The following is a 16399-nucleotide window of genomic DNA, read 5'->3' as shown; positions in this document are numbered from 1 at the left end:
GCGACCGTCACGATCGACGACGTCGGTGCTCGAACGGCACGACGGAGGATTGAAAGAACATGGAGATCACTTCTGGCGGTACCCTGGGCCGCGTCTCGCCGACCGTCTGGCCGTTCTCGACAACAACGTCTACGGCCGCCTTCCTCGTGCCCCGAGGGTGAAGGTCCTGGCCGAGATGTTCGTGCGCGCAGGCTGGCGCGCCCGCGCGACCTCGTGGACCGACTATGAGGTCGAGCACGAGTGGGCGTGCATCGAACTTGTGGAGCCGTCACCCGACGAACGGCTCTTCAGCGGAGTCGTTGATCCATCCCGCGTGGACGAGCTCGGTGCCGTCTTCGCAGATCTGGGCCTCAGCTACTCGATCGAACTGTGGAGCGAAGACCAAGCAAGCGTTCTGCGGGAACTGAGCCGTCACTTGCGGTAGTAGAAGTCAGCGGCCTCGTCAGGATGTGCTGGCGCGTTGATCTTCGAGGGCTTCCCGTGATCACTCATGGTGGTGGTCATCGTCAGTTTCGGTCCCGTGCCGGGGGTCAGCTCCACCCTGATCGAGGTGACCCAGCCCTGGTCGTCGGTGGTGATCGTGAAGGGCGACAGGGGTGTGCCGATCGAGACGATGCTCGGCGCACCCACGGGGAGGAACGGCTTGGTGTCTTCGCCGTCGGGGTCGAAACGGCCGGTGTAGGTGTTTCCGGCGCGATCCACCGAGACGATCGACGAGGTGAACGCCTTCAGACCGGTCGGGTCGACCCAGTCGAAGCGCAGGAAGGGATCGTCGCTCTTCACCCGCTTCAGATCGACGTGCACCCAGTCCTTCTTGCCGGACGGCCGTACGTAGCTGTCGGTGCCGATCACGATCCGGCTCCCCGCCGACGGGTACTTCCCGCCGGTGACCGAGATCGTGGCCTGGAAGCGGCGCTTCTTCGGGTCGAAGGCGCCGGTGCCCTTCACACTCTGCCCCTCGGGCAGGCTGCCGCGTACCGCATACCGGTGGGCCACCCCCTGCGACCGTTGCAACGCCGCGACCAGCTCGCCGCGGGCGTCGGGTGTTGGCGAGGGCACTACGGTGGTGGCTCGGGCAGGTTGCTCGGAGCGGGTGGGCTCCGTCGTCTCGCCGCATCCGGCAGCGAGGAGCAGACCACCGATCAGAGCAATCGTGAGCAGGGCGCTGCGCTGTTTCATGCTGGTACCCCCGTGGACCGGCCGGGCAGCCGGAACGACGGAACGATAACCGATCCCGTCGATTCCGGGTGGGCACTCGTCCGGCCGGGTGCGCCGCCTTGGTTACTCACGTGGCTACGCCGGCTACCGTGATCCCGTGGCACGTTTCAGCATGACGGCTCGCGTGGACAGTGCCGCCGAGGTTGCTGAGGCGGAGGCGTGGGTCGAGCGGCACGGCACCGCGCTGGCCTCGATATCGGAAGGCGGCTGCGGTTGCTGCGTCCGCTCGTGGCGGATCGATGGACCGCGACACCTGGAAGACACGATCCCCCAGGTGTTGACGGTGGATGACCCAGAATGGGAGCGAGATTGAGTCATGGCACGCCCGGGTCATGGCCGACGGGATACGCCTGCGTCAGGTGTCCGTGATGGTGACGTGACCGGCGCGTTGTGACTCGGGCTGGAACATGGCCAGCAGCCTCTCGCCTTCGGCGACGACCTCGTCGCGCTCGCCCGTCGTGAGGGTGCGCAGCGGTGTGATGCGCAACGTCGCCCGGTCATCGTCGACGGTGACCACCCAGGTGCCCGCGACCCGGCCGTCGACCAGCAGGAAGCGGGCGCCTGTGACACTCAACCCGCGGTGCTCTGCGTCGATGACGCGGCTGCGGTCGTCGTAGCCGAGCACCGCGTTGTCGAACGCCGGCAGGAAGCGCGGCGGCGCCGGGGTCTCCGGGTCGGGCAGCACGCCGTCGGGCACGTCGAGCAGCTCGCGGCCACGCTCGTCGCGGAACGTCCGCAACGACGGTCGCAACCGTTGGACGGACTCCCGCAGCCCGCTCAGCCCCGACCAGGCGCGGATGTCAGCGACGGCCGCCGGGCCGTAGGCCGCCAGATAGCGCAGCACCAGCGCGTCGACGGTGGCCGGCGACTCCGGCACCAGGGGGGCGCCCAGCCACGCCTCGACCGAGGTGTTGTACGCGGCGCCGCGCTCGCCCCAGACACCGCGGGGCGGCACCTGCACGAGCGGCACGAGCGTGCTGAGCGCATCACCCAGCCAGCGCGGCTCCACCCCCGGCCAGCGGTCGGCGATGACACGGGCCGCCTCGGTCAGCATGCGCGGCCGTTCCTCAAACAGCGGCCGGCCCAGCTTCGTCAACTCGTCGAGGTCGACGCCGGGCAGCACCCGACGCAGTGTCGACCACATGCGTTTGACCAGCATCGCCTGGTGCACGGGCCGCAACGCGAGGCAGTCGCGCGCGGTCACCAGGTGCAGCGTGCGGCGCATCAGCAGCGTGCGGACCGCCCGGCGGCTCAACAACAGCTCGGCCAGCGCCGGCGGCTGGAAGCCGGCCAGCCGGCTCCACAGGCCGACGTACGGCTCCAGGGGCTCCTGCGCCTGCAACCCCACCAGATGCTCGACAGCATCCGCGACCGGCATGTCGTGGCGCTGCAGCAGGAGCTGGCGTGCCAGAAGCGACCGGTTGAGGGCTTGGCGGTCGAGCACGCTCATGGCGCCCACGCTATCGCCCGCCCCCGACACCCTCTCCAACGTCGCCCAGGGGTCACCGACCATCTCGTCACCACGTCGGCCCAAGAACCCGGCCGGGGACGCGTAGCGGCGCGGCGGGTGCGGGTCCGGCCCGTAGCAGCGGGTGAAGGGGATAAATGGTTTGCACAGGCGCCGGGCTGAGAGTTGGACTGCTCGCCATGCAGTCCCCCTCACCGATCTTCGTCGCGGGTACGGGTCGTTCGGGAACGTCACGGATCGCCGACATCATCGGCGAACATCCGCTGATCCATCGGATTCCCATGGAGACCAAGTTCCTCATCGACCCGGGTGGCCTGCGGGACCTGGCCGACGCGCTCACCGATCGATACGACCCCACCGTCGGTGAGGACGCCCTGCACCGGCTGAGCGACTTCCTCACCGTACGAGTGCCCGGCCGGCGCGACGATCGCGGCAAAACCGTTCCCGAGTTGGTCGGCGAGCGGCGCTACCGGGACGCGGTGCAACAGCTCTGGCCGCAGTTGATCGTGTACACATACGACGAACCTGCGCCCGCGGAAGGCTTCGGGAACGCCGACCGGCCTGCCGGGCCGTTCGAACCGCCGAGCCGTCGGCGGGTAGTTCCCAGGTATTTCAGCGACCGGGCCGAACTGCTCGGAATCTTGCGGGGCCTGATCGACACCCTGTTCGGCGGAGCAGCCGCCGACGCAGGCAAGCCGACCTGGTGCGAGAAGACACCGTTCAACCTGCTGTGCATGGAGTTCCTCTGGGAACTGGTCCCCGAAGCGACCATCGTCCACATCAAGCGTCACCCGGTCTCAGTGCTCGCCTCCCACCTGTCCCAGCCATGGGCACCGCCCACCGTCGACGGCGCGCTCGCCTACCTCAAGCCGGTCTACCACCGATGGCTCACCTGGAAGAACACGGTCGACCTGACGGACAGGCGATACATCGAGGTGAAGGCAGAAGATCTCGCAGCCGACTGGCCCGGGCAGCGCCGCGCCCTGTTCGAACGGCTCGACGTCGACGACTTCGCCACCCCTTCAATGTTCCAGTCGCACAAGCTGACGAACCGCAACAACCAGTTCGACGACGAAACCCGCGAGGTCATCGAAGAGGCACTCGGCAAGGTCATCCCGGCCATGGGATATGAGTGACGGCTCTGGCTCTCCACCTTGACGACGGCGCCGAGGATCGCATGCCCCAGCGATAGGCGGCACGCCCGTCACCGTGACAGCCGAGCCTCGCACGCCAACCTTGACGTCATGCGACAGGCGCTTGGGAAGCGCGACGGACGGCTCTCGTAGACCCTGTTGCTGTCCATCGACCCGCCCTCCTGGGGAGCGGGCCGCCGCCCGGCCCGCCCGAACTCTACCCTCCCGGGACCGTACTCTTATGCAATTTTTGCACTGTCGTCAACGCATCGGAGACACATTCTGCGAACTCTGTTAATACCTGACAGAAACCACAGTCGGAGAATTCTCCACCGCCCTGGTTGGCCTTATCGAAAAATGCCGACTTACTCACGCTTAACTCGTAGTCTGCCCTGTACAGACTCTCTGCTTCTGCGTCCGGCAAAAGTCCACCCCATACAGCCTTAACATGAAATAGTTTGCGCTGGACTCGCACGACCACCAACCATGCAACTTCTAAATCATGTTTAGGCTGGTCCTCATGTGATTCAATCTCATTCCATAGCAGGTCATGGGACTCCTGCAACGCGGTCATGATGGTAAGACACGTTGTTTGTAGGTGCTGGCGGCGAACGGCATCGGCATCCGCCGCCCGCGAATGCTCCAGCTGAAGCAAGGTGCTGTCTCTGGTGCTACGAGCTTGAATCCACGCGCCGAAGGCGCTAAAGATGCCGCCCACGATAGCGCCAATCAAGCCACTCAGGACGCCCGACCAGAACTGGTTCACGCGGCGATAGTAGACATGACCGTCAAATCGATCAGCGATTGCTGCTTCGTCAGCTGCAAAGATCGACTTTCGGTCATCCCGTGTGCCGTCGGCCCGCCCTCCTGGGGAGTGGGCCGCCGCCCGGCCCGCCACGTCAAGCGGACCTTGACGCACGGTCGGACGCTGGCGGGTCGGGCGGTGGTCTGCTCGGCTCGCCCGGGTTGATGGCAGGCGGGATGGCTACCGCAACCACCCACGGACCGCGACCCGCCGACGGAGCCCCGGACATCCTGGAGCCGAAGCCCCCGCCGGAGGCGCCCTAACCGCAACCCCGCGACCGCCGCCAGCGCGCCGACGCGGCCGGCGTGCGCTCCCCTACGCCGCGCGGGCTCGTGGCCGCGCGGCCCGGCCGGCTGCCAGCCCACCCCCTCACCGGGCAACGGCCTGTCGTCATGCGGCGGCCCCCTTGGGCTTCTCGCTTCCGCGCCAGCCGCCGGGCGTCCTGCGTGCCGGCCGCAGAGCGCCAGCGGCAGCGACCGACGAACTCCCAGGCGGCGGCGCGTGCGGCCCGTTCAGGGCCGCCTTGAAGACGTACAGAAACTTTGAACAGCCTGCCGACGGCCGCCCTGTCGTACTCCGCTTGATGCGTTACACGGTGACTTCAGTTGATGGGTTACACGGGCCTTGAGCATGCCGGATACGGACCGTGACGCCGACTGTCCACGACGGATGGGGTGCCAAGCATCCGCTTCTGCCGAAGTCAGTGCGCTGGCTGCCTGCGGCCTGCGGGCCCGATCATTTACACCCGATTGGACAGTTCCAGGGGCACGCAGGGCCTCGCCGGTCCTTCGTGACGTCGGGTCGTCATCGCACAGATGTATCGGACGCGGCCCGCGCGATGTCGCGGGCGAGGTGGGAGACGCGCAGACCGACCGACCGTAGTCGGCGCAGGTCCGCGAGCGTGTCATGCATGAGCTGGACGTGAAAGTAGTTGACATGCTCCAGGACCGCGAACAGCGCAAAGGCCAGTCCCGGCCACGAGGTGCGCCCTGGATCCGTCGCCGCGCCGGATCCAGTGGCCACGAGGCCAGCGGCCAGCAACAACGGGTTGACGATGCGGGCCGCGCGAAATGCCGCCAAAGCCGGAATGTGGCGTCGGCGAACGCTCATCTGATGCAGTTTGGCTACCCAGTACGCGGCGCCCTCGATAAGTAATAGCGCAAACAAGCCGAAGCCGACCAGGTTGGTTGCGGTAGCCGGTAGCCCGATCAGGCCGAACCATACCCCGCCTTGCAGTGGGATGTTCATGAGTTCCAGCGCGGCCAGCGAGCGCAGACGCCCGCGAACAGTCTGACTGGGTGTTGCGCCGGTGGGGGCGGTTTGCACGCTAACCATTATGGATCATGAACTGGCGCGCTATACGTCCTGTTATGCCGCGAAGAGCTCGTCACGCAACGTAACCAGGTCGCGGGCGCATGCATCCGAACGTGCCGATGAGCGGATGTCCTCTCCGGCCTTGCCCTGACTAGACTGCTGGATCCCAGCACTTAGTGGCGATGCCAGCGGGGGCGGCGATGAGCACCGACGATCGGATCGCACGGGCCAGAGAGCTCTATGAACGGGCAGTGTACGGCGGCGATACCAGCGCGCTGGTCGACGCCGAACAGGGCTTGGACGCGGTCGAGGCCGATGCAGCGTTGGCGCGTGGGCGGATTCTGCATGCGCGGTTTCAGAGCGCGGACGCCGACGCCGGCTCGTTGTCCTCCGAGGATCCCGCTGAGCTTCCGTTGTTTGAGCGGGCGCTTGAGTTGTACCGGGCACTGGGCGACACGCGCGGCGAGGCCGAGGCGTTGTTCTGGATCGGTTGCCTTTACCAGTTCATCCGGCGTGACAACGAGACCGCCGTTCCGTACCTGGAGCGGTCCTGCCGGCTGGCGGCGCAGACCGGCGACAAGCCGACCTGGTCCGAGGCGCTGCGGCACTTAGGCATAGCGGCGCACAGGGCTGGCCAGCTGGACGAGGCGCGCGAGCGGCTGGAGGAGTCATCACGGCTGCGTCGGGAGGTCGGGGCCCTGCCGGGTGTGGCCTCCAACATGATCGGGCTGGCCTACATCGCCGCCGCCCAGGACCGCCGAGCGGACGCGCTTGCAACACTCGACGAGGCGCATACCATCGCCCGCGCGCACGGTGCTCACGCCATCATGCGACACATCGAGCAGGCGAGAACGCAGATCTAAGCGTGTGGCCCCGGCAGCGTTTCCGCACGTTCGGCCATGATTCAGCCGTAGCCACAAGCGTCGTCGAGAATGCGCGCGCTGCTGCTGACTCCTGCCGGCTGGTTTGCGGCGTTGGACCAACGTGCCAGCGACGGGCGCTGGGTCGGACAGGCCTACGTCTCACCACGGACGGCACTCGTAAGCGCAAGTTTGTCTACGGGGCCACCTGGGAGGAAGCCCACGCCAAAGCTCGTCGAGCTGAAGTCGAGATCCCAGCGCGGCATGCCCGTGCCCGACCGGGCCTGGAAGCTCGGCGATTGCTGTCACCGCCCCGGGGAGTGATCTTCTCGGGGCGGTTTTCGCTGGTGGTGTGTGGTGGGCGCGGCAGGTTTCGAACCTGCGACCCCTCGCTTGTAAGGCGAGTGCTCTCCCACTGAGCTACGCGCCCGGAACGCCCGTACGGCGGGCCGGAGCGGCAAGCTTACCTGCCGGCCTCCGGCCCGGTCGAACGACGTGCCCGGGTGGGATCAGGCGGCGACGGCCTCGGCCAGGGCCTTGCGCCAGCCCTGCTGGTCCCGGGCCTCGCCGGGCATGTTCATCTCGGCGAACCGGACCACGCCGGCCTTGTCGATCACGAAGGTGCCCCGGTTGGCGATGCCCGCGACGTCGTTGAAGACGCCGTACGCCTGGGCCACCGCGCCGTGCGGCCAGAAGTCGGCCAGCAGCGGGAACTGGTAGCCCTCCCGGTCGGCCCAGATCTTGTGGGCGTAGACCGAGTCGACGCTGACGGTGAGCACCTGGACGTCGTCGTTGACGTACTCGTTCAGGTTGTCCCGCACCTCGCACAGCTCGCCCTGGCAGATGCCGGTGAAGGCGAGCGGGTAGAAGACCAGCAGCACGGTGCGCCGGCCGCGGAAGTCGGCGAGCCGGACCTCCTGGTTGTTCTGGTCCTTGAGCACGAAGTCCGGCGCCTCGGCGCCAACCTCGATGGGCATGCGAGCTCCTTGGATCGGGTCTGGAGATGATCAGCCTGCCACACCCGGCGACGCCGGCCACCGGGCCGCGGGCCCCGGCCCTACTTCTTGCCCTTCGACCCGCGGCGGAGCACGAGGCGGGCGCCGCTCCAGTCGCGGCCCGCGTTGATCGTGGAGGTCTGCTGGAGGCCGGCGGTCTGCGCGCTCTCCGCGACCTCGCTCGGCTCGACGTGGCCGTCCCGGCCGGCCTTGGGCGTCAGGAGCCACACCACGCCGTTGTCGGCCAGCGGTCCGAGGGCGTCGACGAGGAGCTCGAAGAGGTCGCCGTCGCCGTCGCGGTACCAGACGAGAACCGAGTCGACCACCTCGTCGGTGTCCTCGTCGACCAGCTCTCCACAGCGGTCGGTCAGGGCGTCCCGGAGATCCTGGTCGACGTCGTCGTCGTAGCCCATCTCCATGACGACCATCCCCGGCTCGATCCCGAACCGGTCCGCCAGGCTGCGTACCCCGTCGGCGGCCTGACCAGCGGTCGCGCTCACTGTCGCGTGCCTCCTCATCTCATCCCTGCTCGTGGCGTCGTCCGACGCCGTCGGGCCCAGTCCACACAGTTGTGGCTCGCCGCGCAAGTGGCGCACCGGGTGGAACGGAATTTACCGTGCCAGCAGCGTACGGGCACCCTGGGTGATGGCTTCCTCGGAGACCAGAACCTGACGCGCTGCCGGACCTAATGGTACAAACGAGTCAAGTCCGGCCACTCGGCGCGCCGTTCCCACGTATCCGCCGTCGACCAGCGCGGCGATCACGCCCTCGCCCACCCCGCCGGAGCGGCGGGTCTCGTCGACGACCAGCACCCGGCCGGTGGCCGAGGCCTCCCGGATGATGTCCGCCACGGGCAGCGGGGCCAGCCAGCGCAGGTCCACCACCCGGCAGCCGATCCCCTCGTCGGCCAGGGTGGCCGCCGCCCGCAGCGACATCCGGACGCCGTTGCCGAAGGTGATGATGGTGAGGTCCTCGGCGGAGCCGACCCCGTAGACCCGGGCACGGCCGATCGGCACGTGGCGGGCGGCCCAGGCGCCGGGCTCGGCGTACTCGGCCAGCCACTCGCCGTCGCCCTCGGTGTAGAGGTCGCGGGTGTGGTAGAGCGCGATCGGCTCCAGGAAGACGCTCACGGCGCCGTCCACCGCGGCGGCGGCCAGGCAGGTACGCAGCATCGGCGCGGCGTCGTCCGGGCGCGCCGGCACCGCGATGACCAGCCCCGGCACGTCCCGCAGTACGGCCACCGAGTTGTCGTTGTGGAAGTGCCCGCCGAACCCCTCCTGGTACGCCAGCCCGGCCACGCGGACCACCATGGGGTTGCGGAACGCCCCCCGGGAGAAGAACCGCATGGTGGCCGCCTCGCCCCGGAGCTGGTCCTCGGCGTTGTGCAGGTACGCCAGGTACTGGATCTCCGGCACCGGCAGCATCCCGGTCACGCCCGCGCCCAGCGCGAGCCCGAGGATCGAGGTCTCGTCCAGCAGGGTGTCGAACACCCGTGCCGCCCCGAACCTGTCCCGCAGCCCCTTGGTCACCCCGTACACCCCGCCCTTGGCGGCCACGTCCTCGCCGAAGACGGCCATCCCGGGGTGGTCGAGCATCCCGTCGGCCAGCGCCGCGTTGATGCTCTGCGCCAGGGTGAGCGGCCCGGCCAGCTCCGGCGCCTTGCCGCCGAACGCCTCCGCACGGGCGCCGGCATCCGGGCCCGCCGCCCGGGTCCCGGCGTCGGCGACCGCCCGGGAGATGCGGACCGGCCGGCGCGGGGCCAGTTCGGCCACCACGTCGACCGGGGAGGCCAGCTTCGGCTCGTCGAGCACCTCCTCGGCGAGCCGGCGGATCTGCCAGCCGCGCTCGTCGTACCGCGCCAGCAGTTCCTCGCCGGTGGCGTAGCCGGCCTCGACCAGCCGCCGGGCGGTGGCCAGCAGCGGGTCCCGCGCCTCGTCCGCGGCGATCTCGGCGGGGCTCCGGTAAGCCGTCTCCGCGTCCGCGCCGGCGTGGCCCATCAGCCGCACGGTGCTCAGGTGCAGCACCGCCGGCCGCCGGTGCCGGCGTACCCAGGCCGCCGCCTCCCCCGCCACCCGGTACGCCTCGGCCACGTCCGTCCCGTCGGCGGCGAAGTAGCGGATTCCCGGCCTGGCCCGCAGGGTGGCGGCCACCCAGCCCTGCGGTGAGCGCACGCTGATGCCCAGCCCGTTGTCCTCGCAGACGAAGAGGACCGGGATGCGCAGCCCGGTGTGGTCGTACCAGCCGGCGGTGTTGAACGCCGCCGTGGCGGTGGCGTGGTTGACCGAGGCGTCGCCGAACGAGCAGACCACGATGGCGTCCGGCGGCCAGGGCGCGGCGTCCCCGTCGGGCCGCCGGCCGCCACGACGCAGCCGTTCCAGGGCGAGGCCCATGCCGACCGCCCGGGGCAGGTGCGAGGCGATGGTGGAGGTGGTCGGAATGACCGCGAGGTCGGCCCGGCCGAAGACCTTGTGCCGGCCCCCGGCGATCGGCTCCTCCGCGGAGGCGACCATCCCGCGCAGCACGTCGCGCGCGGCGGCCGCGTAGGCGTCGTCGGGGTCGGGCAGGGGCAGTTCGGGTACGCCGGCCGTCGCCGAGCCGGCGGCGTCGACGGCCACCCCGACCCCCGTGGGCAGGCTCGCCGCCTCGACCTGGGCGCCGTCGGACGGGGACATGCCGGGGTCGGACGGCGGCCTGCCGGGGTCGGAGCCGGCAACGCCGTCGGGCGGGGACGTCCCCGCCTCGGACGGCGGCATGCCGGGGTCGGACCGGGCGGCGTCGGGGCCGGGCGGGTCCGCGCCGGGGTCGGCCGACCCGGTGTCCTGCTCGGAGTCCGGCGTTCCGGCGTCGAGCGCGCGGTCCGCGTCCGCACCGTCGTCGCCGGGGGTTCGCGGGTCGGGGATCAGGGCGGCCGGACCGGCGGCGTCGGGAACTGCCGGGCCGGCCGGGAAGGCGCCCGCCGCCTGGGCGGCGCGCAGGCAGTAGAAGGCACCGGACCGGTAGTGCAGGAGGGCGGGATCGGTCGGCCGCAGCGCGGCGGCCACCGCGGCGTTGCCCTCGTGGCCGGCGGAGCCGATCGTGTAGTACCCCTCACCGAAGCTGCGCAGCCAGCGTCCAGCGAGGTCGAGCAGCCGGCTGGTCAACTGGGCGTCGAACAGGGCCAGGGCCTGCGCCCCGGTCAGCGGCGCGCCACCGGGCAGCGGTTCACCGAGGTCACGCCGCTGGGTGGGCGCGTCGAGCGCGGTGAGGGCCGCCCGGAACCGGTCGTCGAGATCTTGCGGGGTGCTCACGTCGGACAGCATTACCGACCGGAGCCCACCTCGCCCAGTCGGACACGTTCCGCCCGGCCGGGGTCAGGACTCCCCGCACTGCTCCGGGCAACCGCCGTCGGAGACCTTCCAGACCAGCTCACGCAGGGTGGCCAGCTCTCCGGTGGTGAGCCCGGCGAGCAGTCGGGAGTCGGACATCACCAGCCGGACCCGTTCCCGGACCCGCCGGCCCTCGGTGGTCACCACCAGCGTCTTCTGCCGCCGGTCGGCGGGGTCGACCCGCCGCTCCACCAGCCCGGCCTGCTCCAGCTTGTCGACCAGCCCGGTGACGTTGGAGCGATCGCAGCGCAACTGCTCGGCGAGGTCCCGGGCGGGCAGCGGCCGGTCGGGGTCCAGCTCGTGCAGGGCGCGGGCGACGGCCGGGGTGAGCCCCAGCGCGGCGATCTCCTCGTCCTGGTAGTGCCGCATCGCCGAGGCGATGTGCATGATCCGGCGCACCGCGTCCCCGGCCAGGCCGGAGAGGTCGCCCGCGTCGGAGCCGGCGGTGGGGACGGTGGATTGCGCCATGTCTCACATCGTACTGACCGGCGCCGGGCGTCCCAGGTCACGGCCGCGAGCCGACGACCTCGGGACCGCCCGGGACCGGTCGGGTGTCCGGCGCCGGGCGGGTGGCCCGCCGCGCGGCGACCGCGCCGGCCAGCAGCAGGCCGGCGGTCAGGAGCGCCGGGGGCAGGGCGAGCCCACGGCCGTGCTGGCCGGCCGCGGTCAGGGCGAGATGCAGGCCGCCGACCAGGGTCACGCCCAGCACGGCGGCGAGCAGCGTGCCGGTGGAGACGGCCGCGGAGAGCGCCGCGGCCGCGCCGGCCGGCACGACGCCGGTGAGGCGGGTGACCAGCGGGCTGAACGCCGCCGCGTGCGCCGCCCCGCCGACCACCAGCAGCAGGCTTCCCGCCGGCCACGGCCAGCCCGCCGCGGCGAGCCCGGCCAGCGCCACCACGACCGCCGCCAGCACCGGCGGGCCGGCGACCGGCAGCACCGCCCGGGCCCGCTCCGGCAGCCGCGCCACCGCCAGGCCGCACAGCGCGAAACCCGAGGCGTACGGGAGGAAGGCCAGTCCCGCCGCCAGCGCGGTGAAGCCCAGCCCGTCCTGGAGCCGCAGGGTGAGCACGAACAGGAAGCCGGCATAGCAGCCCATCACCACGCAGCAGGCGAGCAGACCGGCCGGCACCCCGGGGTGGCGCAGCACCGCCACGTCCAGCAGCGGGGCCGCGTCGCGGCGGGCGCGCCGAACCTCGTACCCGAGGAAGAGCCGCAGCCCGACGGCGCCGGCGGCGACCGCGGCGGCACGGACCCACCCCGGCCAGCCGAGGTCCCCGCCGAGCACCAGGGGCAGCACCACGGTGAGCATCGCGGCGGCGAGGAGGAACGCGCCCGGCAGGTCCAGCGGCTCCCGCCGGGGCGGATCGGCCGGCAGGCCGGCGAGGACCCGGCGCCCGGCGAGCAGCAGCACCACGCCGACCGGCACGTTGACCAGGAACGCGAGCCGCCAGGTCAACCCGCCGAGGTCGAGGGTCACCAGCAGCCCGCCGAGGACCTGGCCGGCGGCCACGCCGAGGGCCAGCACCATCGAGTACGCCCCGATCGCCCGCGCCCGGGCCGCGCCCGGGACCGCCGACTGGATCAGCGACAGCACCTGCGGCACCATCAGCGCGCCGGCCGCGCCCTGGGCCACCCGCGCCAGCACCAGCGCGACCGGCCCCGGGGCCAGACCGCAGGCCAGCGAGGCGAGGGTGAACCCGGCCAGGCCGAGCAGGAAGACCCGCGGACCGCCGTGCCGGGCGCCGAGCCGGGCCCCGACCACCACCAGCACGGCGAAGGTGAGGGTGTAGCCGGCCAGCACGAGCTGCTGCACGGCCGGCGGTCCTTCCAGGTCGGCGCGGATCGCGGGCGCGGCCACGGCCGCGATCGAGGTGTCCATGGAGGCCATCGCCTGCCCGGTGAGCAGGACGGTGAGCAGGGCGGCGGTCCGGCGGTTCGACTCGGTCACGGCCACCACCCTGCCGGTCGGGGCGGCACTCGGTCTTGTCGATCCTTGCGGGACCGTCCTGTCACCCGGTCGGCCTACCCTGACCGGCATGCGTACCGCCGTGCCTCTGCTGGCGCACCCGGACTTCACGATCAGCGCGGTGCGGTGCCGGGACGACCACACGGGCTGGTCCGCGCCCGAGCCGGCCACCGCCCACGGCCTGGTGCTGACCCGCCGTGGCGGCTTCCGCCGGGCCGGGCGCGGCGGCGCCGAGTTCGTCGAGCCGACCGTGGCCTACCTCACCGTGCCCGGTGAGGAGGAACGCTTCGCCCACCCGGCGGGCGGGGACGAGTGCACCTCGGTGCACCTGTCGGAGCGGCTGTGGCGGGAACTGTTCGCGGACCGGCCCGTGCCCGCCGTGGTGCACGTCGACGCCAGGGTGGACCTGGCCCACCGGCTGCTGCTGCGGGCCACGGCCGACCCCGACCACGCGGCGGCCGAGCGGCTGGTCCGGCTGGTCGGCGGGGCCACCGGACCGGCGGCGGGTGGGAGCGGGCGGGACGGGCGGCTGGTCGAGCGGGCCCGGGCCGCCCTGCACGACGGGGCTCCCGAGGCCGCCGGGCTGCTGCCGCTGGCCCGGGCGCTCGGGGTCTCGCCCTACCGGCTCAGCCGGGAGTTCCAGGCCCGGGTCGGGGTGCCGCTGACCCGCTACCGCAACCGGCTGCGCGTCGGGCGCCTCCTCGACCGGCTCGAAGAGGGCGCGGAGAGCCTGGCCGGCCTCGCCGTCGAGCTGGGCTTCGCCGACCAGGCCCACCTGACCCGCACGGTCCGGGCCCAGCTGGGCCACACGCCGGGCCGGCTGCGCCGGCTGCTGGGCTGACGCCGGCGCGCCGGATTCAGCCGGGGCTCGCTGTTCGGCAAGAGGTGCCGTCCACGGTCGCCTGCCGGCCACCTGCCGGACATCGACGGTCGCGAGGCTGCCCGGAGTCGAGGAACCGGACTCCGGGGAGGAAACCGATGGCACTGTCCCGACGTACCATCCTGCTCAGCGGCGCGGCGCTCGGCGCCGCCGGCGTGGTGACCGGGCTGCCGGCCGCGGCCGGCGCGGCGGCCGCCGGCCCGCTGCGCCGCGACCCGTTCACCCTCGGCGTGGCCTCCGGCGACCCGGACCACGAGGGCTTTGTGCTCTGGACCCGGCTGGCCCCCGAGCCGCTGGCCGAGGACGGCCTGGGCGGGATGCCGTCCCGGGTGGTGCCGGTGCACTGGGAACTGGCCGCCGACGAGAACTTCCGGCACGTGGTCCGCCGCGGGGCCGCGACGGCACGGCCGGAGTCCGCGCACAGCGTGCACGTCGAACTGGACGGGCTGCTCCCCGGCCGGGAGTACTTCTACCGGTTCCGGGCCGAGCGGTGGGTCTCCCCGGTCGGGCGCACCCGCACCGCGCCGGCGCCGTGGCACCTGCCGGACTCGCTGGCCATGGGCTTCGTCTCCTGCTCGCAGTACGAGCACGGCTGGTTCACCGCGTACCGGCGGCTGGCCGAGACCGAACCGGAGCTGATCCTGCACCTCGGCGACTACCAGTACGAGTACGCGCCGGACACCTACACCGTGCCGGGCGGCAACCCGCGCGACCACGAGGGGCCGGAGACCCGGACGCTGGCCAACTACCGGCAGCGGCACGCCCAGTACAAGACCGACGCCGACCTCCAGGCGGCGCACGCGGTCGCGCCCTGGGTGGTGGTCTTCGACGACCACGAGGTGGAGAACAACTGGGCCGACGAGGTGCCCGAGGCGCCGGACCCGGACTTCCCGGCCCGGCGGGCGGCGGCGTTCCAGGCGTACTACGAGAACATGCCGCTGCGGCGGACCTCGATCCCGCGCGGCGTCGACATGCAGCTCTACCGGCGGGTGCGCTGGGGCCGGCTGGCCACCTTCCACATGCTCGACACCCGGCAGTACCGGGACGACCAGGGCTGCGGCGACGGCTACAAGGACTGCGCGGCGGCGTACGACCCGGCGCGGTCGATCACCGGGGCCGAGCAGGAGGCGTGGCTGCTGGACGGGTTCCGCCGCTCCGAGGCCCGCTGGGACATCCTCGGCCAGCAGGTCTTCTTCGGCCAGCGGGACAACAACTCCGGCCCGCTCACCGTGACCAGCATGGACGCCTGGGACGGGTACGTCGCCTCCCGGGACCGGATCACCCGGGGCTGGGTGGCCGCCGGGGTACGCAACCCGGTGGTGCTCACCGGCGACGTGCACGCGCACTGGGCCAGCGACCTCAAGCTGGACTACGCCGACCCGACCTCCCGCACGGTCGGCAGTGAGCTGGTCTGCTCCTCGATCACCTCCGGCGGCGACGGCGCGGACTCGGCCACCGGCTCGCACCCGTGGCTGAGGTTCAACCCGCACCTGCGCTTCCAGAACAACCTGCGCGGCTACGTCCGCACCACGATCACCCCGGCCCAGCTCGCCGCGAACTTCGACGTGCTGCCGTACGTGAGCCGGCCGGACGCGCCCGCGCACACCCGGGCCACCTTCGTCATCGAGGACCGGGTGCCGGGCTTGAACCTGACGTACGACCGGCCCCCGGCCGCCGCCCGGAGCCTGGACCCGGAGGCGGCGGCTGACCTGGGCCGGCAGACGGTGGAGTCGGAGACCGTCCGCCCCTGACCCGGGTCGTACGCGGGGGTGGCCGCCCGGACCGGGCGGCCACCCCCGCGCCGTGCCGCCGGTCAGCCGGGCAGGAAGGAGAAGCGGACCTGCCGGCCGGGGTTGTCGCCGTTGGTGTCGACCAGGCAGATCGACTGCCAGGTGCCGAGCTGGAGCCGCCCGCCGAGCACCGGCAGCGTGGCGTACGGGGGGACGAAGGCGGGCAGCACGTGATCCCGGCCGTGCCCGGGCGAGCCGTGCCGGTGCCGCCAGCGGTCGTCGGCGGGGAGCAGGTCGTCGAGCGCCCGCAGCAGGTCGTCGTCCGAGCCGGAGCCGGTCTCGATGATCGCCAGGCCGGCGGTGGCGTGCGGCACGAAGACGTGCAGCAGGCCGTCCCCCTGCCCGGCGACGAACCGCTCGGCCTCGCTGGTGATGTCCCGGACGGTCGGCCGCGACCCGGTCTGGACGGTGATCACCTCACTACGCATACGGCGCATTCTGCCGCAACCGGGCGGCAACCGCCGCCGGGGCGGCCGGGCGGTCCCGCACACCCCGGTGGTCGCGCAAAGTTACTGGTGAGTACCTGTGTTCAGCGTCGCGTCTGGGGGAGGGAGACGTGACGACGAGCGCCACCAGGGGGCAGGATGGCGCTAGAGACCTATCCC

The 16399-nt window shown here is 71.7% G+C and carries 16 protein-coding genes and 1 tRNA gene; 6 read left to right on the top strand and 11 right to left on the bottom strand.

The genetic code is table 11. From position 1 onward, the window contains the following. Positions 1 to 25: 25 nt before the first annotated feature. Positions 26 to 424 (top strand): hypothetical protein, encoded by a 399-nt coding sequence (locus IEY96_RS12230; protein WP_189194938.1) that lies wholly within the window; start codon positions 26 to 28, stop codon positions 422 to 424. On the opposite strand, the gene IEY96_RS12225 is transcribed toward IEY96_RS12230, so the two are convergent. Further along, complete coding sequence (locus IEY96_RS12225; RefSeq protein ID WP_189194937.1) at positions 412 to 1179, bottom strand: hypothetical protein; 768 nt, start codon at positions 1177 to 1179, stop codon at positions 412 to 414. The two genes, IEY96_RS12230 and IEY96_RS12225, sit on opposite strands and share 13 nt — an antisense overlap. 136 nt (positions 1180 to 1315) lie before the next feature. On the opposite strand from IEY96_RS12225, the gene IEY96_RS12220 reads away from it, so the two are divergent. Beyond that, positions 1316 to 1531 carry a hypothetical protein gene (locus IEY96_RS12220; RefSeq protein ID WP_189194936.1) on the top strand — a complete coding sequence of 72 codons (216 nt, stop codon included), beginning with the start codon at positions 1316 to 1318 and terminating at the stop codon, positions 1529 to 1531. Positions 1532 to 1573: 42 nt separating this feature from the next. On the opposite strand, the gene IEY96_RS12215 is transcribed toward IEY96_RS12220, so the two are convergent. Beyond that, the gene (locus IEY96_RS12215; RefSeq protein WP_189194935.1) at positions 1574 to 2668 is read right to left on the bottom strand and encodes a winged helix DNA-binding domain-containing protein; all 1095 of its coding nucleotides are present in this window, start codon (positions 2666 to 2668) and stop codon (positions 1574 to 1576) included. Between the two features lie 197 nt (positions 2669 to 2865). On the opposite strand from IEY96_RS12215, the gene IEY96_RS12210 reads away from it, so the two are divergent. Then, the gene (locus tag IEY96_RS12210; RefSeq protein ID WP_229791558.1) at positions 2866 to 3822 is read left to right on the top strand and encodes a sulfotransferase family protein; all 957 of its coding nucleotides are present in this window, start codon (positions 2866 to 2868) and stop codon (positions 3820 to 3822) included. Positions 3823 to 4036: 214 nt separating this feature from the next. Here the strand turns inward: IEY96_RS12210 and IEY96_RS12205 are convergent, their stop codons facing one another. Both IEY96_RS12205 and IEY96_RS12200 read right to left on the bottom strand, forming a co-directional pair. After that, positions 4037 to 4585 carry a hypothetical protein gene (locus tag IEY96_RS12205; protein ID WP_189194934.1) on the bottom strand — a complete coding sequence of 183 codons (549 nt, stop codon included), beginning with the start codon at positions 4583 to 4585 and terminating at the stop codon, positions 4037 to 4039. An 843-nt stretch (positions 4586 to 5428) separates the two neighbouring features. Next, entirely contained in the window at positions 5429 to 5950 is a 522-nt protein-coding gene (locus IEY96_RS12200) for a hypothetical protein (protein ID WP_229791557.1), read from the bottom strand. A 188-nt stretch (positions 5951 to 6138) separates the two neighbouring features. Here IEY96_RS12200 and IEY96_RS12195 point away from each other — a divergent pair, with 188 nt between their 5' ends. Next, on the top strand, positions 6139 to 6801 hold the full coding sequence (locus IEY96_RS12195) for a tetratricopeptide repeat protein (protein WP_189194933.1): 663 nt from the start codon (positions 6139 to 6141) through the stop codon (positions 6799 to 6801). Positions 6802 to 7153: 352 nt separating this feature from the next. Here IEY96_RS12195 and IEY96_RS12190 read toward each other — a convergent pair. The 6 genes from IEY96_RS12190 to IEY96_RS12165 all read right to left on the bottom strand — a co-directional run bounded on the left by IEY96_RS12190 (position 7154) and on the right by IEY96_RS12165 (position 13106). Next, positions 7154 to 7228, bottom strand: a tRNA-Val gene (locus IEY96_RS12190). A 79-nt stretch (positions 7229 to 7307) separates the two neighbouring features. Next, positions 7308 to 7775: a peroxiredoxin gene (locus tag IEY96_RS12185; protein ID WP_091269137.1), complete on the bottom strand. Its 468-nt coding sequence runs from the start codon at positions 7773 to 7775 to the stop codon at positions 7308 to 7310. Between the two features lie 80 nt (positions 7776 to 7855). After that, positions 7856 to 8293, bottom strand: a complete 438-nt coding sequence (locus IEY96_RS12180; protein WP_091319704.1) for a DUF3052 domain-containing protein — start codon at positions 8291 to 8293, stop codon at positions 7856 to 7858. A gap of 111 nt (positions 8294 to 8404) precedes the next feature. Continuing rightward, complete coding sequence (locus tag IEY96_RS12175) at positions 8405 to 10867, bottom strand: thiamine pyrophosphate-dependent enzyme (RefSeq protein WP_373293565.1); 2463 nt, start codon at positions 10865 to 10867, stop codon at positions 8405 to 8407. Between the two features lie 276 nt (positions 10868 to 11143). After that, positions 11144 to 11626 carry a MarR family winged helix-turn-helix transcriptional regulator gene (locus tag IEY96_RS12170; RefSeq protein ID WP_189194931.1) on the bottom strand — a complete coding sequence of 161 codons (483 nt, stop codon included), beginning with the start codon at positions 11624 to 11626 and terminating at the stop codon, positions 11144 to 11146. Positions 11627 to 11663: 37 nt separating this feature from the next. After that, positions 11664 to 13106, bottom strand: a complete 1443-nt coding sequence (locus IEY96_RS12165; protein WP_229791556.1) for an MFS transporter — start codon at positions 13104 to 13106, stop codon at positions 11664 to 11666. An 88-nt stretch (positions 13107 to 13194) separates the two neighbouring features. On the opposite strand from IEY96_RS12165, the gene IEY96_RS12160 reads away from it, so the two are divergent. After that, complete coding sequence (locus IEY96_RS12160) at positions 13195 to 13965, top strand: AraC family transcriptional regulator (RefSeq protein WP_189194930.1); 771 nt, start codon at positions 13195 to 13197, stop codon at positions 13963 to 13965. 137 nt (positions 13966 to 14102) lie between these two features. Next, positions 14103 to 15755 (top strand): alkaline phosphatase D family protein, encoded by a 1653-nt coding sequence (locus IEY96_RS12155; protein WP_189194929.1) that lies wholly within the window; start codon positions 14103 to 14105, stop codon positions 15753 to 15755. A 62-nt stretch (positions 15756 to 15817) separates the two neighbouring features. Here the strand turns inward: IEY96_RS12155 and IEY96_RS12150 are convergent, their stop codons facing one another. Next, positions 15818 to 16222, bottom strand: a complete 405-nt coding sequence (locus IEY96_RS12150; RefSeq protein WP_189194928.1) for a YjbQ family protein — start codon at positions 16220 to 16222, stop codon at positions 15818 to 15820. Positions 16223 to 16399: the final 177 nt, after the last annotated feature.

The sequence above is a fragment of the Micromonospora fulviviridis genome, assembly GCF_014648395.1.
In the GTDB taxonomy this organism is placed as follows: Bacteria; Actinomycetota; Actinomycetes; order Mycobacteriales; family Micromonosporaceae; genus Micromonospora; species Micromonospora fulviviridis.
This window is presented reverse-complemented; position numbering and strand designations above follow the sequence as displayed.

Excerpts from the sequence above, each read along its gene's own strand:
- IEY96_RS12210 (WP_229791558.1), top strand. The coding sequence starts at position 2,866 with ATGCAGTCCCCCTCACCGATCTTCGTCGCGGGTACGGGTCGTTCGGGA.
- IEY96_RS12170 (WP_189194931.1), bottom strand. The coding sequence starts at position 11,626 with ATGGCGCAATCCACCGTCCCCACCGCCGGCTCCGACGCGGGCGACCTC.
- IEY96_RS12160 (WP_189194930.1), top strand. The coding sequence starts at position 13,195 with ATGCGTACCGCCGTGCCTCTGCTGGCGCACCCGGACTTCACGATCAGC.
- IEY96_RS12195 (WP_189194933.1), top strand. The coding sequence starts at position 6,139 with ATGAGCACCGACGATCGGATCGCACGGGCCAGAGAGCTCTATGAACGG.
- IEY96_RS12225 (WP_189194937.1), bottom strand. The coding sequence starts at position 1,179 with ATGAAACAGCGCAGCGCCCTGCTCACGATTGCTCTGATCGGTGGTCTG.
- IEY96_RS12185 (WP_091269137.1), bottom strand. The coding sequence starts at position 7,775 with ATGCCCATCGAGGTTGGCGCCGAGGCGCCGGACTTCGTGCTCAAGGAC.
- IEY96_RS12155 (WP_189194929.1), top strand. The coding sequence starts at position 14,103 with ATGGCACTGTCCCGACGTACCATCCTGCTCAGCGGCGCGGCGCTCGGC.
- IEY96_RS12150 (WP_189194928.1), bottom strand. The coding sequence starts at position 16,222 with ATGCGTAGTGAGGTGATCACCGTCCAGACCGGGTCGCGGCCGACCGTC.
- IEY96_RS12215 (WP_189194935.1), bottom strand. The coding sequence starts at position 2,668 with ATGAGCGTGCTCGACCGCCAAGCCCTCAACCGGTCGCTTCTGGCACGC.